Origin of the sequence: Butyrivibrio sp. FC2001, assembly GCF_000424125.1 — a bacterium.
Lineage (GTDB): Bacteria > Bacillota > Clostridia > Lachnospirales > Lachnospiraceae > Butyrivibrio.
In genome coordinates, this window is sequence record NZ_KE384132.1 from 771,166 (window position 1) to 796,548 (window position 25,383).

Annotated in this window: 20 protein-coding genes and 1 tRNA gene; 5 read left to right on the forward strand and 16 right to left on the reverse strand. The window is 42.1% G+C overall.

Annotated elements, in window-relative coordinates:
* The first annotated feature begins 4 nt into the window (after positions 1-4).
* Positions 5-1,330, forward strand: coding sequence for a tRNA(Met) cytidine acetate ligase (locus tag G601_RS0117060; RefSeq protein ID WP_026666053.1), 1,326 nt, complete (start codon positions 5-7; stop codon positions 1,328-1,330).
* Here G601_RS0117060 and G601_RS0117065 read toward each other — a convergent pair.
* Entirely contained in the window at positions 1,299-2,663 is a 1,365-nt protein-coding gene (locus G601_RS0117065) for a hypothetical protein (protein ID WP_026490941.1), read from the reverse strand. The two genes, G601_RS0117060 and G601_RS0117065, sit on opposite strands and share 32 nt — an antisense overlap.
* Before the next feature lie 116 nt (positions 2,664-2,779).
* A complete protein-coding gene (locus G601_RS25360; RefSeq protein ID WP_051205978.1) occupies positions 2,780-4,696 on the reverse strand; it encodes a putative bifunctional diguanylate cyclase/phosphodiesterase in 1,917 nt (638 codons plus the stop codon).
* Positions 4,697-5,001: 305 nt separating this feature from the next.
* Between G601_RS25360 and G601_RS25365 the strand changes: the two genes are divergently transcribed.
* Both G601_RS25365 and G601_RS26545 read left to right on the forward strand, forming a co-directional pair.
* Positions 5,002-7,113 carry a Crp/Fnr family transcriptional regulator gene (locus G601_RS25365; RefSeq protein WP_026666054.1) on the forward strand — a complete coding sequence of 704 codons (2,112 nt, stop codon included), beginning with the start codon at positions 5,002-5,004 and terminating at the stop codon, positions 7,111-7,113.
* 29 nt (positions 7,114-7,142) lie between these two features.
* Positions 7,143-7,313, forward strand: a complete 171-nt coding sequence (locus G601_RS26545; RefSeq protein WP_196812495.1) for a DUF6472 family protein — start codon at positions 7,143-7,145, stop codon at positions 7,311-7,313.
* A 38-nt stretch (positions 7,314-7,351) separates the two neighbouring features.
* On the opposite strand, the gene G601_RS0117085 is transcribed toward G601_RS26545, so the two are convergent.
* The 8 genes from G601_RS0117085 to mscL form a co-directional block, all read right to left on the reverse strand.
* A complete protein-coding gene (locus tag G601_RS0117085) occupies positions 7,352-8,305 on the reverse strand; it encodes an ABC transporter permease (RefSeq protein ID WP_026490943.1) in 954 nt (317 codons plus the stop codon).
* Positions 8,306-8,313: 8 nt separating this feature from the next.
* Positions 8,314-9,810 (reverse strand): sugar ABC transporter ATP-binding protein, encoded by a 1,497-nt coding sequence (locus G601_RS0117090; RefSeq protein WP_026666055.1) that lies wholly within the window; start codon positions 9,808-9,810, stop codon positions 8,314-8,316.
* Positions 9,811-9,821: 11 nt separating this feature from the next.
* Positions 9,822-10,769 (reverse strand): ABC transporter permease, encoded by a 948-nt coding sequence (locus tag G601_RS0117095; protein WP_026490945.1) that lies wholly within the window; start codon positions 10,767-10,769, stop codon positions 9,822-9,824.
* Between the two features lie 129 nt (positions 10,770-10,898).
* Positions 10,899-12,083: a sugar ABC transporter substrate-binding protein gene (locus tag G601_RS0117100; RefSeq protein ID WP_026490946.1), complete on the reverse strand. Its 1,185-nt coding sequence runs from the start codon at positions 12,081-12,083 to the stop codon at positions 10,899-10,901.
* Between the two features lie 78 nt (positions 12,084-12,161).
* Positions 12,162-12,614, reverse strand: a complete 453-nt coding sequence (locus G601_RS0117105) for a hypothetical protein (RefSeq protein WP_026490947.1) — start codon at positions 12,612-12,614, stop codon at positions 12,162-12,164.
* 126 nt (positions 12,615-12,740) lie between these two features.
* Entirely contained in the window at positions 12,741-14,330 is a 1,590-nt protein-coding gene (locus G601_RS0117115) for a response regulator transcription factor (RefSeq protein WP_026666056.1), read from the reverse strand.
* Positions 14,299-16,122, reverse strand: coding sequence for a cache domain-containing sensor histidine kinase (locus G601_RS23885; protein ID WP_051205980.1), 1,824 nt, complete (start codon positions 16,120-16,122; stop codon positions 14,299-14,301). The genes G601_RS0117115 and G601_RS23885 overlap by 32 nt, the downstream gene beginning before the upstream one ends.
* A gap of 213 nt (positions 16,123-16,335) precedes the next feature.
* The gene (gene mscL / locus G601_RS0117125; protein WP_026490949.1) at positions 16,336-16,797 is read right to left on the reverse strand and encodes a large conductance mechanosensitive channel protein MscL; all 462 of its coding nucleotides are present in this window, start codon (positions 16,795-16,797) and stop codon (positions 16,336-16,338) included.
* Between the two features lie 156 nt (positions 16,798-16,953).
* Between mscL and G601_RS0117130 the strand changes: the two genes are divergently transcribed.
* Positions 16,954-17,024, forward strand: a tRNA-Gly gene (locus tag G601_RS0117130).
* Positions 17,025-17,278: 254 nt separating this feature from the next.
* Here G601_RS0117130 and G601_RS23890 read toward each other — a convergent pair.
* The 3 genes from G601_RS23890 to G601_RS0117150 all read right to left on the reverse strand — a co-directional run bounded on the left by G601_RS23890 (position 17,279) and on the right by G601_RS0117150 (position 20,172).
* Positions 17,279-17,881, reverse strand: a complete 603-nt coding sequence (locus G601_RS23890) for a 4'-phosphopantetheinyl transferase family protein (protein WP_051200566.1) — start codon at positions 17,879-17,881, stop codon at positions 17,279-17,281.
* A gap of 411 nt (positions 17,882-18,292) precedes the next feature.
* Positions 18,293-19,033 carry a hypothetical protein gene (locus G601_RS0117140; protein ID WP_026666057.1) on the reverse strand — a complete coding sequence of 247 codons (741 nt, stop codon included), beginning with the start codon at positions 19,031-19,033 and terminating at the stop codon, positions 18,293-18,295.
* Positions 19,034-19,134: 101 nt separating this feature from the next.
* Entirely contained in the window at positions 19,135-20,172 is a 1,038-nt protein-coding gene (locus tag G601_RS0117150; protein ID WP_035790854.1) for a DUF3089 domain-containing protein, read from the reverse strand.
* 349 nt (positions 20,173-20,521) lie between these two features.
* Between G601_RS0117150 and G601_RS25370 the strand changes: the two genes are divergently transcribed.
* A complete protein-coding gene (locus tag G601_RS25370) occupies positions 20,522-21,787 on the forward strand; it encodes a hypothetical protein (protein WP_051205983.1) in 1,266 nt (421 codons plus the stop codon).
* Between the two features lie 91 nt (positions 21,788-21,878).
* On the opposite strand, the gene G601_RS0117160 is transcribed toward G601_RS25370, so the two are convergent.
* From G601_RS0117160 to G601_RS23900, 3 genes are all read right to left on the reverse strand, one after another.
* Entirely contained in the window at positions 21,879-23,708 is a 1,830-nt protein-coding gene (locus tag G601_RS0117160) for an amylosucrase (RefSeq protein ID WP_026490952.1), read from the reverse strand.
* 345 nt (positions 23,709-24,053) lie between these two features.
* Positions 24,054-24,527 carry an LPXTG cell wall anchor domain-containing protein gene (locus tag G601_RS0117165; protein ID WP_155834559.1) on the reverse strand — a complete coding sequence of 158 codons (474 nt, stop codon included), beginning with the start codon at positions 24,525-24,527 and terminating at the stop codon, positions 24,054-24,056.
* A 23-nt stretch (positions 24,528-24,550) separates the two neighbouring features.
* Positions 24,551-25,357 (reverse strand): class B sortase, encoded by an 807-nt coding sequence (locus tag G601_RS23900; protein ID WP_051200571.1) that lies wholly within the window; start codon positions 25,355-25,357, stop codon positions 24,551-24,553.
* Between the last annotated feature and the right edge of the window lie 26 nt (positions 25,358-25,383).

Here is a 25,383-nt window from a genome sequence, read left to right on the forward strand (position 1 = left end):
TTTTATGAAGACTGTAGGAATTATTGCCGAATTTAATCCATTCCACAAAGGACATGAATATCTGATCCGTACTCTGAAAAAAGAGACCGGGTCTGATTATGCTGTCATCGTAATGAGTGGGGATTATACTCAGCGAGGAGCTCCCGCAATCCTCGATAAATATACAAGAACAAAAATGGCCCTTCTGGGAGGAGCCGACCTTGTATTAGAATTGCCTATTTATTATAGCACATCCAGCGCAGAATTTTTCGCCGGAGGTGCCGTTTCTATATTAAATAATATCGGAGTGACAAACTGCCTTGGATTTGGCTCAGAATCAGGGGATATTTCCGCCATAAAAAAAGTGGCCGGGGTGCTTGCTGATGAGCCTGAAGGGTTCTCCGGTCTTCTTAAGGATAACCTTAGAAGCGGCATGAACTACGCTGCCGCAAGGGCCGCTGCTCTAAATAAATATTTATCTAAAGAAAGCGAAAGTGATACAGTAATCACTTCACTTATTTCAAACCCCAATGACATTCTTGCAACAGAATATGTGAAGGCCCTGATTCTTCAAAAGAGCACTGTCACACCTTACGCCATTAAGCGTGTAGGCGCTTCTTATGATGCCGAAGCACTCTCTTCCGACAGTGCCGGGTTTTCTTCCGCGAAGGCTATAAGAGCTGCTCTTGAAGGTAACGCTCCTGATACAGACGCGGGCGTTAATAATCAGGATCTTCTTTCAAGTGAGGACTCCTTAAGAGCCCTCTCTAACATGCCGGAGGAAGTATGTGCATATATTAAAGCTCTACATTCTGAGGGAGAATTAAAGCTCACCACACTGGATGATTTTTCAGAGCTTCTTCACTACAAGCTCATCTTAGAGAAAAATGCTGGCTATACCAGATATCTTGATGTAAATTCCGATCTCTCTGATAAAATAGCCGGAGCCATCAATGGCTTTACCACTTTTTCAGATTTTGTAATGAAGCTTAAGTCCAAGAACCTTACCTACACAAGGATAAACAGAGCACTTCTACACATTCTCCTTGGTATGGCTTCAGATAAGCTTGATGTCTACAGCGCAGACAGAAGCGCCTTTACTTCCTATGCACGAATACTTGGCTTTAACAAAACCGCTTCACCCTTACTAAAAAAAATACAGGAATGCTCTCGCATTCCTGTTATATCTACTCTCTCTGATGCATATAAGGCTCTTGACGAAAAGGCCTATATGCTTCTTAGCGATACCGTTTCGGCATCAAATATTTATGACCTCGTAAGAGGGTGCTCGCCGATTAACGAATATTCAAAGGCGCCCATCATTCTGGTTTCTGATATGCATAAGGACTAAACGCCTGAACATTCTCACTTCCGTAAAGGGCATCTTCATCAATGTCAAAGCTCGGAACAGCATTAAGTGCACTTGTGCCTGCTGTTTCAGCCTTCATCTGATTTTTCTTTATCTCCTTAACATACTCAATCTCATATCCGATGGTTTTTGCAAGGAACAACAGACCTCCAAGCTCCTGAACATCATAATCCTGATAGGCAATTCTGGCGTTCTCTTCAATCTTTTCCCTGACCATTGTCTTAGGATATGCCTTTAAGAGATCAACTGCCATGGGGAAATATGCTTCATCGACATCATTTAAGCACTGAAAGAGGAAATCCATTCCGGGCAGTCTCAGCTCTCTGTCGAGGCTTTTCAGAATGCGTATTCCGTTGCAGACAGCATATTCATTCTGGTAGTTTTCCATAGTTGTATAGGTCTGAAGTATTACCTTATTTTTTCTTACAGCCTTCACCGCCTTTGCTATCTCAGCATCAGTTAAGACTCTTTCAAAAATATCATCATCTATATGTCCGCTTTTGGTAACAGGTTCAAAGATCAGTGGCCTCTCTTTTCCATCAATAACCTCCGTTCTGTTTCCGGCATTAAGCTTCTCCCACTGATAACGAACTGAGCCCCAGTCCGCCTTGGAAAGCTCTTCCTTTGGACGATCAAGAGCTGTTTCAAATTTGTTCCTTGCCTTTATGGGCATTTTCTTAAAGTACTCGCCTCTGCTCTCAAAAAATGCTTCTATATCTGCCTTTACTGAAGGAAGCTTACCTCTAAGCGGAAGGCTTATCATCGTTCCGTCAATAGCATAGAGCATATTCATTTCTTTGTTATATCCACAGATAAGGTCAATCGGATAGTAGCCACCAAGAATGCAAACCCACTTATCATCCTCGCTTACCTTAATAGATTTTATCTTCTTACCATTTTCATCAACAAATGGATGAAAGGTCTGACTCGCTATGATATCGGAAATCTGACTTTGTCTGTACATCCTGCCAAAATGCGGCATCTTGCCGTCTGCACTTACTATTAAGTCATAATCGTTTGTTTTCCTGGGTAATACATCTTCAACGGGAAGTTCCTTTTCATTCTCCTCCATTCCCATATGATCGGTATCCATAGCAATAAACGTCCATACAGAAATCATGGGAACAAAGAAACAGAAGGATATAATACCTACCTCATCGCTATTGGTAACCATGCTGAGCAGCACTGAAATAATCGACGAACTAATGGCTGCAAAGGTTTCCACGCCTACAACAGTCTTTAAAATAATCCTGCTTATCCTATTCCTTTCGGCATAGCTTACCCTCTCGGCCTTTTTTACTAAATAATCAAACATAATAAAACTCCAACTTACTAATACAAACTCTACGATTATAGCAGATATAGCTTCATTAATCGAGACCACAAAAAGGGCCGCAAAGCTGCGACCCTGAGTATCAGTATATGAAGTTTTCACCCTGCGGTGACCTGATCCGGAAAGATTTCAGACGGCATGGGCTTTGCAAAATAGAAGCCCTGGATCATCTCGCAGTGAAGCTTTCTGATGTAATCGTACTGCTCCTGAGTTTCAACGCCCTCTACCACGATCTTAAGGCCAAGGCGCTTAGCCATTTGAACTACGGATTCAAGGACGATCATGCCCTTTTCGCTATTCTCGATGTTCCTTAAGAAATACATATCAATCTTAACTATATCAACAGGCATATCCTTGAACATATTGAGATTGGAATAGCCGCTTCCAAAGTCATCCATCATGATAATAAAGCCATTTTCACGGAGCTTATTTAGCATATTTATGATGTTTTCCATGTTGTCGTTAAATGCACTCTCTGTAAGCTCGATCTTAATAAGGCTGTGATCGATATCATATTTGTCAACAATCCTTACAATCTCTTCAACTATACCGTGGTGATCAACATCAACTCTTGAGAAGTTAACTGACACGGGAACCACATCCATTCCCTGATTCATCCACTCCCTGAGTATCCTGCAGACCTCCTCCAGAACATAAAGGTCAAGCTCAGTAATAAAGCCGTTCTTTTCAAGAATCGGAATAAAGTCCCCGGGATTTATCATCTGATTTTTGCCATCTATCCAGCGTACAAGCGCCTCTGCGCTAACTCTTCTGCGGGACATGGTATCACATACGGGCTGCAGATATACCTTGAACTCTTTATCCTGGATTGCTCCTCTTACGCGCTGCTCAACCGATTTTCTATGCTCGTCCTCACGTCTTATGTCAGCATCATAAAAGGCAACATTGGTCTTAAAGTTACCGGAAACCCACTTCAAAGCATAGCCTGCATGATCAAGCATTTTATCAATGTCTTTATCACCCTCTTCGAGCCTGTAAACACCAGCATAGAAGGAAACCGCATAATCAAGACCTGTCATAGGATTAATTATGGCATCCGACAGATCCATATCACTGATGGTGTTAACGGTTATCTCCTCATGGGTCAGAATTGCAAAGGTATCACCACCAATTCTTCCGCACACGGATTTTTTCTCTGCAGTATCGACACAGCTCTTAACGCTCTCAGCCAAAAGCAAAAGAATCCTGTCCCCATTTTCCATACCGGTTCTCTCATTGAGCTCCTGCATGTGATATACCTGGATCTTCACCATGGCATAGCCAACCATATCCTGCTTATGCATAAGCTCATCGCAGGAACGTATAAAGCCTATTTTGTTATTTAGTCCCGTTAGCTCATCAACTGTGACATCGACAAAGCAGAACACAACAATCGTCATCGCTACAGCCAAAGCTATGATAAGTCCCGTTAGAGACTGCTCCGGTAAAAATCCCTGATAAATAAGGTTAAAGATCGTGATAAAGAAAACAGTGAAAAGAAGTCTTCTTCTGACGCGGCCAAGATACCTTTTATGCCTGAAGGCACAAACGCCGACCATGCTCGCACAGATAATATAGTAGATAAATGTGACAGGAACACCAATACCGCGACTGTATTCCAGCGTTACCCTGTCCAGCTTAAAGAACAAATCAAAGAAAATATTGCCAAAGGTCGCAAGGAACATCATTATGCCAAGTCCGATGTTCATTTTCCAGGTATTACTGCTCTCACCGCATAGCTCATAAAAGTACCTGGTAGCACTGTAAGGAATCATGTAAAGCACGACAAAGTACGCAATAAGAGCAATATACGTCACATAAAAAGTCTGGGGATTACCTATATTAAGTAGAATTATAGTGAGAGAATCAAGGATGTTGTAGGCAATTGCGCAGCAAATTAAAAGCTTTAAACTAAAGCCAAAATTTTTCATAAGCTTAGGACGGATCCATGCGCATATTAAGCTGGTAAATATTACCATTATTCCGGCAACATCAAACTGATATGAAAACTGCATATATATTCCTCAAGCAACTTATCGCTTTATGGAAAAATAAATGAAGCATTTTTCCTGATAAAAAGCAAAAAAGATGATGGCCCCGTAACGGTTCATCATCTCTCCTCCACCTATAACTATAATATATTATCTGTAATTTAATTTATCAAGGGATTTTTTGATTGATAATAGGATTTTTCGCAGCAGTTTGAAATATATTTACCAAACTTTAATAAATAGCTATCAAAAAATCGTCTATAATATTTTTAATGGTAACTTTAGTTTTGATGGGTTATTATGCACTTTTTTAGGTGTAAAGGAGCATTATGGGGCTTATAACACTTAATCCAAATCAGGTACTCCATAAAACCGGCGACAAGGTCGAAACCCTTGAAATTGTCGTAAAAGGATCTGTCTCCGTAATCATGGAAGGTGAGTCCATCGTTGTCGGTGTAGGTGGCATACTGGGAGCTCCCGAGCATCCCGGCGCAGAATATGTCTATACCTACACAGCACTGGAGGAAACCTCTGTATTTTCATATCCCTTCACTTCTATCGATGACATATTCAAGATCATAGCTTCCAATCCAAAAATATCGCCTATTCTTGCTGCACAGACAGTAAAAATAGCGGTTCTGAGTCTTGATAAGTATAATGAAGATTTTGAAAAAATCCTGGCAGAATACAATCAGCTTGATATAGATCTGGCTGATTATCCCATGATGGCTGTTTCTGTGGGAATGGATGTTGAAGATTTCCCTGAACTTGAAGACATTGAGCCACCTGTAAGGACTCAGGCTCTCTCCGACTGGCAGGAAAAATTCTACCGCACATTAAATGACAACGAAGAGATCATGAAAAAGACCTGCTATGCCCGCTCCGCCGATATTTCAAACGGCTTTATCATGTATGCCCTAGAAGCAATATCTTTTACCGCAGCATGCAGAGAACAGCTTGCTGAGTATAAGCGCGAGTTCCAGAGACAGACTAATAAATTCCGCTCAGCTATGCAGCTTATCAGAGCTAAATCCGATGACATGAAGCGAAACGGCGCAGAGGGCGAGGCTACCCATATTGACATCAAGGATGCACTCAACACCATCCTTCAGTATGCAGATGCTGACGAGACTTCTACCGAGAACTTCCGCAGCATCATCATGGAATTCAAAAATACCAAGAACAGGTATGATACCTCTGACGAGAGTAGAGCTTTAAGAAGAAGTGTTGCAAAGGACTACTACACCATTTACACCTCAGCTTTCCTGCGCAGTCTTAGCGACTCTTCCATTCCTTCAGAGGTCATGATGTTCTTGATGTTCGGCTTTGTGGATGAAGATCTCGCCGGACTTGAGAACACAAGACAGCTCTATGCTCTTATGAAAACCTATAAGCCTGATCCCGAAGGTCGCGTTGTTACTGTGTATGAATGGCTAAAAAAGGTTTATTCCATGGAGCTTGAGCCCTCAAGAAACGAATTTGATGAGGACTATTTCACTGCTCTTCGCACCCTTAAAACCAGCGGCGACATAACCGAAGATCAGATGGAGATGATGAAAACAGATCCCCTTGAGCGGTTAAAGTTCGAGATAAAGAACCTTCTCGCTCTCGGTAACAGAATGAGCTTTGGACGCCCGTCCATGTTTGTGCCTGTATTTGATCAGGAAAATGTCATAAGGCCTCTTGACGTTGCCTACGTAAATACCGAGAAGATCAACGACTTTTATAAATATATCAGATCCATCGATTTTTCACTGTTCTGCAGACAGAGTATCTTTTCAGATCCGGAAATCGGCGTAACCCAGGCATTTATCGATGAAGACGTAACTCCGTATATGATACTTATGCCCAATATGGGAAGCCGCGCTTCTCTCTGGCAGGAAATCGAGGGTAAAAAAAGAAGTACTCCTGCAAGATTTATTATTTCGATTTTTAACACAGAAACCTTTGAAGATGTTATGATACGTCTATGCGGCGAATTCCGCTGGGAGATGTGCAAGACCATACAGGGAGTTCATTGGAACGATGTTACGGATCCTTCCCTTACCTCCATGTACTGCGATTATCTCCAGTTCTATAAAAAGAACCACTCTCTTTCTACAGAGATGAAGGAGAAGCTAAGAACTGACCTTAAGAAGTTCAACAACAACTACAAGAATCTGTTCGTCTCAGAATATATGTGCTATATAAAATTTGAGGCAAACCAGTCACCAAGACTAAATAAGATTTCAAGAGAGATCATTTTCACCTACTGTCCTTTCTCTGCTGAGCTCCGCGAGAAGTTCGCAGATAATCCTCAGTACGGAGAGCTCATTAAGAAATACACGGCTCATATTAACGGACTGATAAGGCCGATCTCCAACATGATAAGAAGGATTCAGAATGACGGCTTCGAGGTGCCACAGGTTCTTAAGGATCAGTATGAATATCTGAAAAAATAATGTTTTAGGAAGGATTTTTATTTATGCAAATGCGCTGTGACGAATGTACTTACTACGAGTACGACGAGGATGATGAGGCCTACTACTGCGGAGTCGATATGGATGAAGACGACTACGCAAGGCTGATGGGTAATTCCAAAAGCGAATGCCCATACTTCCGCAATAACAACGAATATGAGGTTGTTAAACACCAGATGTAAAAAAGCGTACCTGCCCTTTTCGAGCAGGTACGTTTCTTTTATTTTACGATCATTCCGGTTTCCCGATCAGCGAATACTGCAACCATGATAAGGAATACGATACCCATTATAAGCTGCTGGGTCTTGGGCTCAATACCAAGCATTACAAGACCGGCAGTCAGGATTTTGTAGGTCAGTGCGCCAAGGATGATGTTGTAGAACTTAACCTTTGCACCACCGTTTACCGGCATTCCGCCAAGAACCAGAGCGATCATGATCTGTGTCTCAAGCTGATTACCAGCTGTTGATGTAACGGAGCCAACCTTGATACTGTTTATGAAGGCTGCGAGTCCTGTGATCATACCTGCTGCAGCATATACGAGCATCTTGGTTCTCTCTACTCTTACACCTGCGAATCTCGCAGCTGTTTCTCCTGCACCGATTGCCTTAAGTCTGTTACCAAGACCTGTGTACTGGAATACCGCGAAGGCTACCACCAGTATTATCAGTGTAAAGGTCAGATTAAAGGGCATTGTGTTGTAGGATGTGATATTTGACACACCATACACCGGTGTCTTCGTTGTGGCGTAAGCAACAATACCTCTTAAAAGATACATGTTACAGATTGTAACGATAAAGGATGTGATCTTGCGCTTTACATTGAAAAATCCGTTTACAAGACCGATGATTCCTCCTGTCAGAACTCCGCATATGATCGCAAGGATGATGTTAACGTTAGATAAAAAGCAAACAACAACCGAGCACACACCGAGCATTGACCCTTGTGAGAAATCAAGACCACCCATGGTCATTACCATGAATACTCCCACACATGCTATCAGAAGCACATAGGACTGTGATAATAAAAGTTTGAGATTCCCCGCTGTAAACAGCTGGCCCCCTGTAAGAACCGCAAACAAAACAACTATAAATATAAAGCCTGCAAAGGGCATTACATTTCTTATAAAAGCACGCTCCGTGAAGGGAACTGCTACCTTTTTACCGTTTTCCATAAATCCTCCTAAACCATCTTGGCAATGAGATCTGTATCCTTAAGATCTTCTGATCTCATAAACTCTCCGTTCTGCTTTCCGTCCTTCATAATGATGATTCGGTCAGCCATTCCCAGAAGCTCTGAAATCTCTTCAGAGATCATGATGATTGACTTTCCGTCTTTTCTCATGTGACTCATCATCTGGTAAATCGTAGCCTTTACCTTGACGTCAATGCCTCGGGTAGGTGAATCGAGGATGATAATGTCGGAATTCTTTCCTATCCATCTTGCCAGAACAACCTTCTGCTTATTACCTCCTGAAAGAGCTGACATAAACTGATGAACACCTTCCATCTTTGTACTCATCTGCTTTGCATATTTTTCAGCAAAGGCCTTCTCGTCCCTGGCGTGAAGGATATGGTTCCTTTTAAGCTCCTCAAGAGACGGCAGACAGATGTTGTCCTGAATCGTGTCGTTAATTACAAGTGACTCGTTATCTCTGTCCTTGGAGGCGTAGGCGATGCTGTTATCTATGGCAGTTTTTATGTCATTTATCTCTGTTCCGTTTGCAAGATAGACATTGCCCTCTCTGTCATAGGAAGCACCGAATAGTGCTTTTCCAACCTCATGCATTCCACACTCGGACAGGCCTCCTATTCCAATGATCTCTCCCTTGTGGAGCTCGATGTTAAAGTCATCTATCTCTCCGGGAACAGTCAGGTGCTCGCCCCTTAGAACAACCTCATCTGATATCTTAGTGCCGTAGTCTGTTCGATAATAGTTATTACTCATCTCACGGCCTACCATGAGCTTTTTAAGATCGTCAGTGTCAACCTCGCTGCTTTTTACTGTATCGATGAGGACGCCGTCTCTAAGTACGCTTATGTTGTCAGACTGCTCAATTACTTCGTCAAGGTCATGAGATATGAAAATAACACATCTTCCGTCATCCTTTGTCTGCTTCATAACCTTGAAAAGCTCTTTACGTCCCTTTTCTCCAAGGGCTGTAGTCGTCTCATCAACCACGAGGATCTGAGGCTTAAAGTGAGTTGCCTTAACAATCTCTATGAGCTTTCTGTCCTCGAAGTTATATTTATCGATGACGTCCGTAGCTTTGATGTAATTAAAGCCGTAGGAGTTTAAAAGCTCCTGAGCCTTCCTGTTCATTGCGTTAGTATTTTTAACACAGAGGCTTGTAAATTCCTTTTCTTTTCCAAGAAAGATATTCTCAGCAACGGTAAGGCCGGACAGGGTTCCTATCTCCTGAACTATTATGGCAACGCCCTGGTAGTTTCCATCCACCTGATTCTTTGCATTTACCTCTGTTCCATTCAAGGTAAAGGTTCCGGAATCCTTGTGATAAATTCCCGTAAGACAGGATGTGAAGGTAGACTTTCCTGATCCGTTTTCGCCTATCAGCGCATGCACTTCTCCCTTGTAGAAGTCGAGAGTGACATGGTCGATAGCATGAGTAACACCAAAATTTTTGTCGATTTTCTCGGCATGAAGTAAAACTTCGCTCATGTCTTTCTCCTTTACTTAACTACTGCGCCCTTAACAGGCTTGATTGTCATTGTTACGATTGCAAGAAGAACGATACCGGTTACGATGTTCTGAACTGTTGTGGGTGCTCCGAGAGCAACGAAGCCCTGGAAAAGGAGCTGGATAATAAACTCGCCGACAACAATTGCAACTACCGGATGCCCGTACTTTTTAAATGCAAGGCCGAAGAAGGTTCCCATAAGAGGCGGGAAGTTTCGGCTCATTGACTGAAGGTTGGATGCACTTGTCATGGAAGTTCCGTAGGAAATTGTAAGGATTGATTCCACGCCTACGAAGAATCCACAAAGGACAAAGGCAACTACCTTGTATCTGTCAACGTCCACACCCATGTTTTTCGCAACAACCTCGTTAGAGCCTATTGCATAGGTGTATGTTCCTATCTTGGTATACTTTAAAATGAAACCGCATAAGAAAAATGCTAAAAGAGCAAGTATAAGATTTCCCGGATAATCGCCGAAGGCTCTGTACTGCGGAGCAAGTATTGCCTCCTTGCCGTTTGTCGCAAAGATCGATAACGCCTCGTAAACCAGTGATAAGCCTGCTGTTACGATAAGGGATGAAATTCTGAATTTAATATATACAAGTCCGTTGAGGAGACCTACAAGCACTCCGCTTATCATGGGAGCAATGAGGAGTCCTGCATAACCGAAACGTTCGCTCATATTTACTGCAAGCACCGATGAAAGCACGATGTTTGCGCCGACACTCATATCGAAGGGACCCATTACACAGATAAAATACAGTCCGCAACCACCTACTGCATAATACAGGGCGGTCTTAAGATAAGTCTGTAATTTGTTAAAATCTCCGAAAGTCTGTGGTGCCAGAGCTTTAAAGAAAGCCCAGAAGACAAAAGCTATCAAAGCCAGAAGAAGCATTCCATACCACTGGCTCTGTTTGAATTTTTGAAACTTACTCATAAAATCCTCCCGCAAGAGTCACGAATTATATGTCTCTTTTTTCATAGGATACACCGTATCTTCTGGATGGCAGAAAATACGGCATATCCAATTTAAATCTTTATAGATATGGCTTTTATACTAAAATTCTTAGTTGCTGTGACGTGTGATAACATCGTCAATTGAAAGATTTGTAGCTGCCTTGTTGAGCTCATCAAAGCTGTAGTCTGCCATTGCTGCAAGCTCTTCATCTGTATAAGGATCATCCTTTACGAAATACTTCTCGTAATTTGCATAATCATCAGGAGATGATACATACAGATACGGGAAAAGGATCTCATAACCGAAGGTTCCTTCTTCCTTCACATAGTTGCCCTTAACTGCGTTAAGAACGAGATAGTATGCGAAAAGAGGATCACAGAAGTGTCCGCCTGACTCTGCGAACATTCCGCCAGACTTAAGCTGATCTGCGAGGTCATCAAGGAAGTCTGTTGATACAACGTCGATCTTGCCTGTAAGACCTTCGTTTGCATAAGCACCGATAGAACCTACAAGAGGATCACCGCCGCCACCTGCAACGATAAGAGCGTCCATACCGGGATTTGAGTTGTAAAGTGACATAGCTGCTGCAGCACCTTCTTCAGAAGATGTGTTAGCGTAAACGGGCTCAGTCATTGTAGCCTGATCATCGGGATGAGCTGAATTCCACTCTTCGATTGCCTGCTGATATCCCTGCCATCTAAGCTGGAATGTAGCATCACCAACTGTCCATGCTTCAAGACCGATGGTTCTGTCGCCCTTTTCAAGAAGGAGATTTACAAGTGTGTAGCCGTTTGTAACCTCATCCTCATGAACAGCACCAACATAGTACTTGGAGTTACATGCTGTCTTATAAACCTCAGGGCTGTTTTCCTGGGAAATGATACGGAAGAACTGTGCGATATATACGCCATTCTCTGTACATGTATTGATTGCTGATGTCATCTCGGAATCAGCTGAGTTACAGATGATAATACCCTTACAGCCTGCTGCACAAAGCTGCTCAACAGAAGCTGTAACCTGCTCTGATACGTGTCCCTGGTCAACATACTGAACTTCAACGCCTGTAGCCTTTGCAGCCTTATCAACGATCTTTTTGCACTGGCTTCCGAGAACGTCTGTAGAACTCCAGATTGAAACACCGATCTTAATGTCGGATGAACCTGAGCCTGAACCAGCATCAGATGCCCCGCCGGTACCACCGCCACCTGCAGCTTTTCCGCATCCTGTCATCAGAGATGATGCCACAACACCTGCCATGAGCAGTGCTCCCAACTTCCTAAAATTCTTTTTCATAGATCTGTTGCCCTCCTTTTAGAAATAAAAACATATATTTGACCGGTCCGTGCCATCCGCGGAACCGATTTGATACCTTTACTTCTTTAACCCCTTAACCTCAAAGGTCTTGCTCTTCTCATTTCCAAAGACAACTCCTGCAGACTGTGCCGCAGTGTCGTCATAGGATACTGAAACTATTACCTGCTCCCCATTTGAAAGACCTGAGTTTTTATCGATATTGAAAGATATTGAAGAAACTGCATTGATATATTTTGTAAGCTCTGAGAGATCCTCTATCTCATCGAGCTCCTTTATCCTGTCCTCTCCGCCTACCATCTCTGTCTCTAATCCGTCGTAGTCCACATTCACATAGGCGGTTCCCTCGCCATTATTCCCATCAAATGTGACTGTGACATAATCGAGGATATTGGTTATTCCATCCTCTGTATCTATTCCCTGATATTTCTGAGCTCCACAGCCGGAAGTCATCAGCATGAATGCGATTCCCGCGCCGGCAATAAAAGCTGTAATTTTCCTGATTCTAAACACCTTTGTTTCCTCCCATATAGAAAATAACCTCGCAAACTAACTCGTTTACGAGGTTATTGTAACAATTATATTTTTCTGTCATTAGCACAATTTCGAAAAACTTACTATCACTATTTTGAAAATCTGCTAGCACAAAACTTTTTTCCTGTATTCCGTGGGGCTGGTTCCCTCAAACCTTCTGAACACACGGCTAAAGTAATTGTAGTCATCATAGCCAACTTTAAACGAGATAACTTCAAGCTTATTTCCCTTATCCTTCATGAGCTGTTTTGCCTGATCCATTCTGCATCTTGTAATGAAAGCCGTGATAGTCTCATTGTATTTTTGTGAAAACTTCCTTGATAGATAGCTTGGCTCCACAAAGAACATTTCCGCAAGGTCAGACAAGGACAGATGCTCCATATAGTGCTGCTTGATATAATCATGGACGCTCTCAACCTGACGACTAATGGAATTATCCTCCACCGCACCGACACCTGACGCAATGCTGAGGGCCAGTTCAATATTTTCAAGGACTATTCCCTTATTAAGGGACCTGAGGCCGTAGTTTATCGCGTCCTGAACCTCCTCATAGGTTCTGCCGTCACTTCCTTTGTCACTGTCTGCAATGGTGTTTATAACTCTTGTGGTAAACTGCGTAACATCCAAAAGACTCCAACCGGAGATGTCACATTTTTTAAGTCCGGCTGTTTCCATGATCGCGAACTTGGCCTGTCTTGTATCATGGTTATTGATATGACCTGAAATCAGTGACTCAAGCCTTCCGGAATACTTATCCTGAGACACATTTGTCTTCTTACTTCCCCTGCACATAACAATGCTGTGCTCTTTTCCAAATGGTCTTGTAACAAGCTCTGCGATCATCTCCCTGTACACAGTGGCTATATCATCAAGAGAGCTTGCTCTGTCATGAATTACTGCCGTGACAGGCCCCTGCTTCTCAATTGGAAAGGCTTCCAGAATCTTATTCGCAATGAGCTTTAGTCTACCCGGTGTGGCGTTAAGCTCTATTATGAATTCATTTACCTTATCCGTGTAGTTAAAGACGATTGTTCTCTCGTTTCCAATGATTTCCCTGAGCTTTGCCTTCAGGTCATAGGACATCCTTAAGACATCCTTTTCATAGCTCTGTTTCAATATCTCGACATCGTGGAACTTAACGAGAATCGTCGACATCTCTGAAAAGACTCTGGTGCTTGGAACATGGAATTCCTTGCCGGGTCTAAAGAGCTTCCCGTTTAAAAGTGATGAAAACTCATCGTCCTCTAAAAATGATGACACATAGTTTTCCCTTAAAAGGCTGTCCTCCTTTACTGCCATCTCAGCCCTTCTCTCCTCTAAGGTCTTAAGAGCTTTGCTTAAGGAATCAACAAGCTGCTCCCTGCTCACGGGCTTAAGAAGATAGTCTATTCCCCCTGACATGAATACGCCCTTTACCTTTTTGAAGTCGTCATAGCCGCTTACAGCAAGGGTTATGATATCCGGGTAATCCTTATGGATCCTGTCTAAAAGCTCAAGGCCGCTTAAAAACGGCATGTTTATATCAGTTATGACAATGTCCGGCTTTTCCTCAGGTATTCTCTCCAAAACCTCATCGCCATCGCAGGCAGGTTCAAGAAAATCAATCGAGTAGTCCTCCCACGGTAGCATTCTTCTTATATTTTCGCGACTCCACAGCTCATCATCAGCTGACAATACCTTGTATTTCTTCCCCAATTTCTTCCTCCTCTTTTGCTATAGGCAAAACGATAACTGCCTTTGTTCCATCCTCCGCTACACTTTCGTAATGTATTCCATATTCGCTTCCATAGACACTCTTTACTCTGGCATTTACATTCATGATTCCGATGGATCTTCCCATTTCGATCCTGCCTATATCAGCCTTACTAAGCTCCTCATTCATGGCCTCAGCATCCATTCCGGCGCCGTTGTCATTTATGGTTATTACAAGCTTTCCATCCTTGTGCTTTGCTGAAATAATCAGCTCCTTATCCTTACGGCGACTCTTTCTTAAGCCGTGCTGAATTGCGTTTTCAACAATAGGCTGCAGGGTAATTCTTGGAATGCTGTCCCTTAGCGTATCCGACTCGATTTTGTATGTGTACTTTATTGAGTTTCCTGTTCTGACATCCATTACATACAGATAGTTCCTGACATGGGCCATCTCCTGCTGAAGAGTTGACTGGGTATCTGATATGTCCAGACTATATCTGAAAATCGCCGAGAGCGACTGGCAAAGTCCGCTAACCAGAGTGCAGTCCTGGGATGCAGCAATTCCGCTCATGGTATCAAGTGTATTGTATAAAAAGTGAGGATTTATCTGTGCCTGAAGCACCTTGTACTGAGTGCGCTCCATTAAAACCTTCGCCTCATACTCCTCCTGAACCATGGTCTGGATGCGGTCAAGCATCTCATTAAACTCTTCGCCCATGACCTTCAGCTCTTCGCTCCAACCATCTGTCTTCGCACGAAGCTCGGTATCTCCATCCTTTATTCGGATTATAGTCCTGTTAAGCTTGGCAACAGGTCTGTAGATAAAGCTCGAAATAAGCGTTCCGAGAAACAGTGTTACAAGCAGAATGATTATGGCAATTACCAGGAGCATCCTTGCAAGAGCGCTCTGAGTCTGCAGCATAAGCGACTGCGGGGTCAGCATGTATATGCACATGTTGTATTTTTCAGAGGGTCTGTTATTTAGATAAAAGTCTCCGTACTCATCATCAAGCTCTGCGCCTATCTGAGAATCCGTGGCTATGTTCTTTGTAAGCTCCGAAAAAATCCTGCTCTCTTCCTTGGTTGTATTTCCAACCTTTGCAATTGGTGTGTCGCCATTTGGCTGCAGCCATACATACACATCTCTTGAGGAAATATACTTACTCATGATGTCTGATAAGTTCTGCGTATTAAAATCGCATACCAGGTAGCCGAGCTGCGATCTGTCATCATCATAGGTGTGAAGCTTCAAGCAAAATCTCAGCACATCCTTGTCTGCTTCCTCGTTATAATATCCGGAAAGCATAAGTACGTAGTTGTCTGAATTTATATAGCTTTTTAAATGGGATACATTTACATACTGATCGGTATTGTATAGATCACGCGGATAATTATAGGGCTGCTTCCTCCAGGAGCTTACCAGATTGTCGTCATTGTCATAGATATACATGGCAAGAAGCTGGTCTGAGACTTCGAAGCGCCCCTCAGAAAGATGCCAGGCCTTCCAGTAATAATTCAGAAGCCTTCTTCGTTTTGCATGAGAGTATCTCATGTCGTAAAGCATTTCACTTTCCGAATAGATGGTCTGCATTTTTACTGTAAGGCTGTGAATATAAGAATTTAACTCAGTTTCGATTCGCTGAAGAGTTTCATCATTGTTAAGAAGGCTCTCCCTACGGATCTGATTCCTGGATGTAAGCTCAAAAGCCACTGTCTGCGCGATAATCGCAAACAGAGTACACCCAATGACCAGACCAAGAATAGCCTGACGCATCGTCCATTTTACTTTTTTCATTCCCTTTTATTCCCCAATAAAACCGCTCCGCTAAAAACGGTGTGTAATTCTATCCCCATAGAATTATGCATTAAAGTTTACGTAAAAAAATGATATCACAAATACTTCCGCAAAGTCTCCAAAAATTAGTTTCCATTTTTGTGCAAAAAAACGGAAGCATACCTTTTTATATGCTTCCGTCCTGAAAATTCATTATATATAGCTCTTTGATTCTTACTTAAGATCTGATGTACAGCAAGGACATTTTGTAGCCTTGATGTTGATCTCGCTCTGGCAGTGAGGGCAGATCTTGGTTGTAGGAGCTTCTTCTTCCTTCTCCTTCTTAACCTTATCGCTGAGCTTGTTAAGAGACTTAACAATGCAGAAAATAACAAGCGCCATAAGCAGGAAATTGATAATTGCTGTGATGAACACACCGTAGTTAAGTGTAGCTGCTCCTGCCTCCTGAGCTGCTGCAAGTGAAGCGTACTTTGTTCCATCAAGTGTGATGAACCAGTTTGAGAAATCAATTCCACCTGTGAGTACACTGATGACAGGCATGATAATGTCATTAACAAGTGAATTTATAATCCCCTGAAAAGCTCCACCAATGATGACACCGACTGCCAGGTCCATTACGTTTCCACGCATTATGAACTCACGAAATTCATTTGCAAAACCCTTACTTTTTTCAATAGCTTTACTCTTATCTACCACTGTTTTTTCCTCCCCTATTTATTTTGGAAACTAATTTCAAACCACTTGAAATTATACCACATATTAAGTAAGATAAAGAAGGATTTTCACTGAAGAGTTTCCAGTAATAAGACATATAATTTAATCAGATATCATGCAGGACTAGTACATCGGTAGTATGTCAGCTTCCCAAGCTGAAGAGGCGGGTTCGACTCCCGTGTTCTGCTTATAAACAGGGGAAAAGCTGGCGCCTTGTCACGGGAAACGCCAGCTTTTTTGTGTTTTGAAGAAAAGTTTCTATTTCTTATGAGGGAGTTTCAAGAGGTTTGTTCCTCTTGATGGTTTATATATTACTCTCAAATTCGTAAAAGAAAGTGATAAGTCTGTGTTTATTTTGTGAAATCAATAATGGATTTTTTAACATATAAAAAAGCCTGAACCCAGATATTTTCTGAGGTTTCAGGCTTCTAATCATAAATTCTTAATTGTGTTCTTTAATAACAAATGTGAACATTTCTTTTGAAGCTACGCTGATAACATAATTCTCTGCATAAGAAAAGCTTTCAATATTCCAGCCATCCATAAGGGCTTCGTCCGCTCTTGGATCAATATGGAAGCCTTTCCCCTCTGCCTTTATTATTGCCTCAACCGATGTCCAGCTTTTTGCAAGAATCATCTGTTTTTCTTCACCCGATGCATCATTTACAACCTTTTCGTAATATATCGGAGGAAGGACTCTTTTCAAGACGTCAGGCTTAACCCTCGCTATGCGTTCAATATCTGCTCCAACAGGATAGTCGGAAACTGCAAGAATAACATAATCTCCGCTGTGGGATAAGCTGAATTCCTTCTCTCCGTTTTTGAGCATAGGCTTTCCATACTCATTGAAGGTCAGCTGTTCATCACTTGTTACTCCCAGATATTTGTACAGCAAATAACCTGCGCATAATTCCTGCTTATTTACTCTTTTCACCTTGGCTCTTTCATACTTGTTCCTGTAGTGGGTGGTTATGGTGTTTAGGATTTCTGATTCAGGTTCTTTGAGATTGTTGATGTTTATGGTATGGATAGTTATTGTGTTCATGTCTTTTTGTTTTTTCTTTATATTCCTATATTATTAGGTCTTTTTAGAATTCTCTTTATTTTTGAACGTTTTACTGTTAATTACCCTTCGTAAAACAAACAATCAAAGGCAGCTTTACGTCTATTGGATGCTTTTCACGAAATCAGGATGAACAAAGCATTTCAAAAGTTAACGTTATTTCGCACACAGTAAGTCTATTATTCTTGTAATAGTATTACCGGTGTAATTTTCTTGATATTCAATCCAATGAAGAGTCATGAAACCTATGATAATTCAATCTATAAGTAAGCATAAGACCAAACCGGTGTAACCGCCTATCAAAAACAATTCTTTATTCCGCAAATCGATACGCCAGTTTACAGTCTTAAGATTTCATAGACGTAACGCCAGACAAAAATATGGATTGAAACATCAATTCCCGGACTTCAGCATATCCTTCAATCCTTCAATAAGCTTGTCCTGCTCTTCTTCGGTGAGGATATCGTCGATATCCAGGTCCTTACCGGTCCTATCCTTATAGATTTCATCAAAGGTCTTATTCTGGTCCTCAGGATCAAAGTCCACATCCTTGGCGTGGCTCTTTAAAGGTGAATCATCCGGAAGCGCCATGTAAGCCACATTGTGCTGCATCCACTCATAGGCCATGTCGGAAGCTTCTCTGTAGCTCTTCATATCACGACCATGAACAGGACTTGTATCTATAAGTGCCTGACATATTATGGTCATGTCAGCCATGTTATTTATCTTGTAGGAATCGAAAATCGTCCAGTTGTCAGTTCTGTAAACTGCCTTGTAGGTCTCTGAATCATAGACAAAAGTGTAGTTTGTGCCGCTTCCGTCTGTGTCTGTAAGATTGATATCGGAGGTTGATGTAAGAATTCCAGTCTCTTCAGAAATTCTTTCGGCGGTATCTTTAGTATCTTCAACTATATCTGAATCCAGATTGGAATCCTCATCAGAATCTGTGCCCTCATCAACATCTTCAACTTCAACAGTATTGGAATCCGCATCAGAATTACGCTCACTTCCAATTGATTCAAATAAACCAGCATTATTCTGCGCGTCTTCTGAAGTACCGCATCCCAACATGACAGTACTCATCAGCAGCACCGCTGCATATACTCTGTATCTTTTCCCTCTAAATATTCCCATATTTCCCCTGAACATATCTCCTTAATAATTCTTTGTTTTTCCCGACAATTCGCATATTGGTTTTATTCTTTTCATCAAGCTCTTCATTAAGCTGTGTTAACTTATGCTGCATCATCCATTGCCTTTTCAAGAAAGGCCTTTGTACGCTTCTGCACATTCTCCTGAAGGTTTACAAAGAAAAGGAAATTATCATAGAGATGCAGGCATCCGTCAGAGAAAATATCCAGTACCTTGGGATACTGATTCATATCAATATCAGTCACAACAAGTGATCCTCTGTTGGGATCAATATAAGCTCCGTATTTTCCCACCTGAACAGATGTGATAGCCCCTGTCACCGAATCCTGCGTCACAGAGCCTTTATTAAGTGACTTATCAGCCTTTTTACTGTCAGTTCTCCAGTTGAGCGGATTTATTGAAATCATCTTCTCACCGGTAGGTAAAATAAAGGAACCAGTAACATTTCCATCCTCACACTCATAGCTGATGACTACGCCTGTATCTGTCTCTCCCTTTGCAGGAACAATCTGAGGATACTTATCAATCATCTCCTGAGTCATGGGCCAGCCTATCGCATATACTGCGATGAGATTATCGCGGAGACTCTTTGCTCTCTCACCCTCGCCGCCATAGAACTCTTCGAGAAGTCTGTAGCACATCTCTGCTCCCTGTGAAAAACCGGCAAGAATAAGCGGTCTTCCGTTATTCTTATGCTCTAAGTAGTACTTAAATGCTGCAGCAACATCCATGAAGGCATTTTTCTTCGCCTGCTCTTTATCTGCCCCCTCTTCCATGGTATACACATTCATAGCAATCTGCCTGTAATATGGAGCATAAATCCTTGCAGTATTTGCATAAATGGCCTGCTGCTGATTCATTGCATTTCTGAACCTGGTCTTAAACTCCGGCGTGATAGATGAATTGACCTCGCTTACAACATCCACTGTTGGTGCGATGATGAAAACATCAACCTCATTTTCAGGATAGGCACCATCATACAGCCAGTTTTCAGCCTTGGAATAATCAAGAGAGCTCGTAAATGGGACCACTCTCGCAGCAGAAGCTGTTATCCCTGAAGGAACCAGCATTGTTACAGCTACTAAAACAGTAATCAGTACACTAAAAATTCTCTTATTCATTTTTCCCCCTCAAAAAACAGCGTAAGGGTCAAAAATTAAATTTTGCCCCTTACTAAGATACGAATTGTCTTAAGTGCAACAAAAATGTGTATATCTAAAACAATTGTATTACATTATTCTTTTATAAAACAGACCTGTTTTCACATATATTCATCAAACACGCCTGTTATAAACACAAAAAGTTCACAAAATTATCCCTAACATCTTATTAACCCTGGCCGATATATAAGATAGCAAGGGATATGCCGAATATCAAAGGATGGAGTTCTAATGGTATTTGGCGTAATTTTTTATAGAAGTATCCGGTAGTAAAGGTCTCCATCATTCTTAGAGGAAGGAGGACATGCACATGCTAGAGCTCTCAAAGGTTAAGCAGGTTCAGAATATAGGTACATACAATTACAACAGTTCAAATTCCGCATCAAAAGCAAAAGCTGGAACGACAAGTACTAATGGTACTAATATAACAACCAGCAAAGTATCTGGTGCCAAAGAGGTCACCAAGACACAGAAAACCAACGTTCCCGCAAAAACAAACAAAGCTCAAAGCTCTGCTAACAAGCCTAAAACTCAGAGCTTTCAGGCTCATCTTAATAATGCCGCAGCTACTCCTCAGTTAACCTCTAACTCAGACTATACAGCTGAAGAATGGGATGCTCAGAGAAAAAAGAACAGCGCAATAAGTAAGCTCCAAAAGACAGATGCTGACGTTGCCGCCCTTGAAAGAGTTGCTCCTAACGCCTCAGAAGAAGTAAAGAGTGCATGGATGGATGCGTCAGAAGAAACCGGCACAAATGGCCTTGGCTATGACGAGGATCCTTCCAAGAATACAGCAACAAGGCTTTATGCTGAGATAAACAACAGCGCAAAAATGACTGATAACAGCGTATCAGGTGTTCAGGATATCCTGGGTGGAACAGTCGATTCAGCAATTGATGCTGTCTCCTCTGCTAAGCAGGATAGAGTAAATATGACAGGTGATGATTCAGATACTGCTGATAAAGAAGTAGAGTTTTATGATGAGCTCTTAGAGAACCTGAACGGAATTAAAGATGGCACCTATGAGCCCTCTGATAAAAGTACCTTTGATAGAATGAATAAAAATAATATGGCGATTTTCCCCGTAGATGACAGCCCGTCTGCATCTGCTATGGATATACCTGACAGATACTCCGAGAATTATTTCTTCCACAGTACCACATCAAGTGATGAAAACGGAGTCGAGTTTGAGCTTAAAGCTAAATATCCTGCTGATTATGATCCTACAAATCCTAAGATTGAAGTTTATTCATCATATGACGGCAAGGAGAATCTATATGAAGTAGATGTAAATAGTGTAAATCCTGAAACTGCATCACAGACTGAGCTATATGGATTATTCGCATACGTTGAGGATGATAAGAACATACCTCGAACCATAGATCCCAACTCATCTGATCTGTACTACAGTGCACTGGATAGAAAGCTGGAAGTAATTCATCAGGATGATTCAAAAAATGTTAACTCAAACAATGATACGGAACTTGCCGCAACAATGAACACTTTCAGAACTATGGATAATCTTTCTTATTGGGATAAAAAAGAATTACTTGAAAGTGTATATAACGAAGGTTGATTTAAAAATAGCCTATGCACCAATTTGCGCATAGGCCTATTTTATTACTATTGGTTACGCAGCTTTTTGTTCTTCCCTATAACTTCTGGGCCTATCTCTTATATGTCATGCAAAGCCACAAGAAATCGTGAGCAGGAACGGTGACGTTCTTCGCATCGAATCTCTTGCCTGTCATGAGGTTCTTGTAAGGGCCCTCCTCGTTGATATAGGCAAGTTCATCATAGTCGCCGAAGTTAAAGAGCGCTATCAGCTTTTCATTCTCGTAATATCTTCCGATTCCAAGTACATGATTATTGTAGGTCTCAACGATCCACGCATCAGCTTTACTGTCGAATACGCGGTGCTTTTTCCTTATTTTGGCCAGCTTCGTTATGCCGTTAAAAAGAGCATTCTCTCTTGTGCCCTTTTTCCTGCGCTTCTTGGCGTTATCCCAGTTGAAGTCGCCGCGGTGAAGGTATCTGGAGTCAGACCACTTAACAGGATCCTTGTGATAGTCGTAGTCGTTAAGCTGACCTATCTCATCTCCGCTGTAAAGAACAGGAATGCCGCTTTGTGTGAACAGGAAGGCATGGAGCATGATGTCCAGTCTTATAGCCCAGTCCAATTTATTTAAATTCATCTCATACTCAGCAGCCTCGATTCCGCAAAGGGAAGCTGTAGTTCCGCAGAGTCTTGCATCACCGAGCTTGGGATCATCGTTATAGAGCTCTCCTCTGGAGGAGGACTCATACAAGGCACCTCTCAAATAATCGTTCAGGTACTTTTTGTGTGAAACCTGCTCAATCTTAAACTGTCTCAAATAGTCATAATCAAGTCCCCAGCCGATGTCATCATGGCATCTTAGGTAATTTAGGAAAATGTACTGCTTGGGAAGATTGAATACAAGCCCCAGCTGATGCTTTAAAAGTCTGACATCCTTAGTTGCAACCGTATGCCAGGTGCTGGCCATTGTCGTAACATTGTATAGCATCTGACACTCAGGCTTTTCAGGAGTTCCAAAGTAAGGAACAACCTTAGAGGGTTCCATTACAACCTCGCCAAGGAGTATTGTTCCGGGACACACTATCTTAGCCGCTATCTGCATGAGCCTTACAAGTATATGTACCTGCGGAAGGTTTCTGCAGCTTGTTCCAACGGTCTTCCATATATAGGGAACCGCATCAAGGCGGATGATATCAACGCCCTGATTACATAAAAACAGCATGTTGGCAGTCATGTCGTTAAAGACTGTGGGATTTCTGTAATTAAGGTCCCACTGATATGGATAAAAGGTGGTCATAACGACTTTTCCTGCTTCAGAACACCAGATAAAATTACCGGGAGCCGTCTGAGGAAAAACCTCCGGAACGGTCTCTTCATAATCATTGGGCTCATTCCAGTCATCGAAGAAGAAATATCTTTCCTGAAACTCCCTCTCTCCGCGCCTTGCTCTTACAGCCCACTCATGATCCTCACTTGTGTGGTTCATGACAAAATCGAGACATACACTCATGCCTCTCTTATGGCATTCATGAGAAAGCTCAGCCAGATCCTCCATTGTTCCAAGCTCTGGATTAACCTTCCTGAAATCAGAAACAGCGTAGCCACCGTCACTTCTATCCTTCGGGCTCTCCAGAAGCGGCATCAAATGGATATAGTTAACGCCACAGGATTCCACATAATCAAGGTGACTCTGTACGCCCTTAAGTGTTCCTCCAAAACAGCCTGTATACATGAGCATTCCAAGCATATCGCAGCCGGTATACCAGCCGGGATCCGCTTCCTTTTTAATATCCCACTCTTTGAGCTCCTTGCTTCTGTTGTCGTAAAACTCGCGAAGCATCTTCACAAAGTACTGATAGGCCTGCTCATCATTGCTATAAAGCTCATTGTAAAGCCATTTTAATTCATCCTGATATTCTGCAAATCTCTTATAAAACATCTTAGATTATCCCCTCTTAAAAATAATTGCTATATTTAAGATATCACATAACCTCATAAAATAGAATTTCGCTTGCGAAATTCTCGCGCGAGTGTGCATCCTTGCGGAGCGCTTTTTTATGAAATAAAAAAGCCATCGGCTACGCGATGGCTTAGTCTTTAAGTCATTCTTCCGGAGCCGTCCTCGGAATGAACCAACAGATGACTGCCGCAATTAAAATTAAAATAGATGCTACAATATGTACCATAGAAATCCCCCCCTCAATAAATGGTCTTTCTAGAATCACTATAACAAATAATTAATAGTCTGTTTATTGGCATTTTATATGATTTTGTGATTCCTCTTTTACGCATTTTTGCCAAAACCTTTTCCTGCCACAAGAGCTGTTAAGAAAATCGAAAAGCTGGCAAGCATTCCAATAAATGTTATGAGTATTCTGTCGTCATCTCCGGTCTTGGGGAGATCCGTGGTCTGCGTGGTAGACACAGGCGTTACCGTAGTTCCTGTTGATGCAGCGCTTGACGCAGCTGAGGATGCCGTACTACTTGCTGAAGAAGCTGCGCTTGAGCTCTTTGAAGCTGCACTGCTGGATGAAGCTGATGAGCTTGCCGATGAGGATGAAGTCGAAGAAGCCGCATCCGCAGCACTTCCCTCCATGGTATAATCCACATTCTTGGAATCAGACTCTTCCTGCAAAAGTCCGGCATTATAATTATCCTTTATATCCACCGTTACAGCGCCTGCCTTAATAGCAGATACAGGTGTCATCATAAGCATGCAGCACATCGGAATAACTATAAGCATTTTAATCTTTTTCATTCGTATCACCACACCTTTCAAAATCATCCAACTCTCTTGGCAACCACCAGTAATCTTCCGTTTTTCATGGTATAGTCACAGGTGGAAAGAGTCAGCAGCTGATCCCCATAGGAAGCGGTTGCAGCTATTTTGTGCATTGATCTGGCCTTTAAGTTCGCCACGTAACTATCAAAGGTTTCCTTGTTATCTATATGAATATAATCTGCGTAATTAAATCCGTTTTTCTCACCGTTAGCTGTGGTATCAACAACAGCGATAACCTCATAGAACCTCTGCTCAGAGGGAGTATCAAGCTCAACTGCCTGATGCTTTCTTAGATATGCATCATCCTTGTAGTACTTTAGGGTTCCGAAAAGAGCCCCTGATTTCATGTTGTGTCCGTGTATCAGAAGGTGGTTATCGGACAGGTCAAAGCTGCATCTTTTATCCAAAACCAGAAGACCGTTTCTGTCTTCATTCCCGAAGAAGTCATGCTGAAGATAATAGTCATTATCCCCATCTCTATACATGATCGGATAATCAATCTCAGACCCGTTCACTCGGAGCCAGCCCGTGAGGTCCTTATTCTTTTTGTAAAGGTATTCGATTTTGAGGGAAACAAGATTCGTGTTTTGCTCTTCAGGAGACTCATTTATAGCGTCCATAGCAGCCTTGGATTCCGAAACTGAGACCGCTGCCATAGCCTGTACCTTTTTCATGTTAGCGCTGCTAACCTGCTCCTGATATATCTCTACAGCAAAAATACCTGTCACTACCAGAAAGGTAATACAGGATAACGTAAGGATAGTATTTCTGATTGTCTGTTTTATTTTCCCCCTACGCCTTCGCATAAGCACAAATCCCCATACCAAATTAT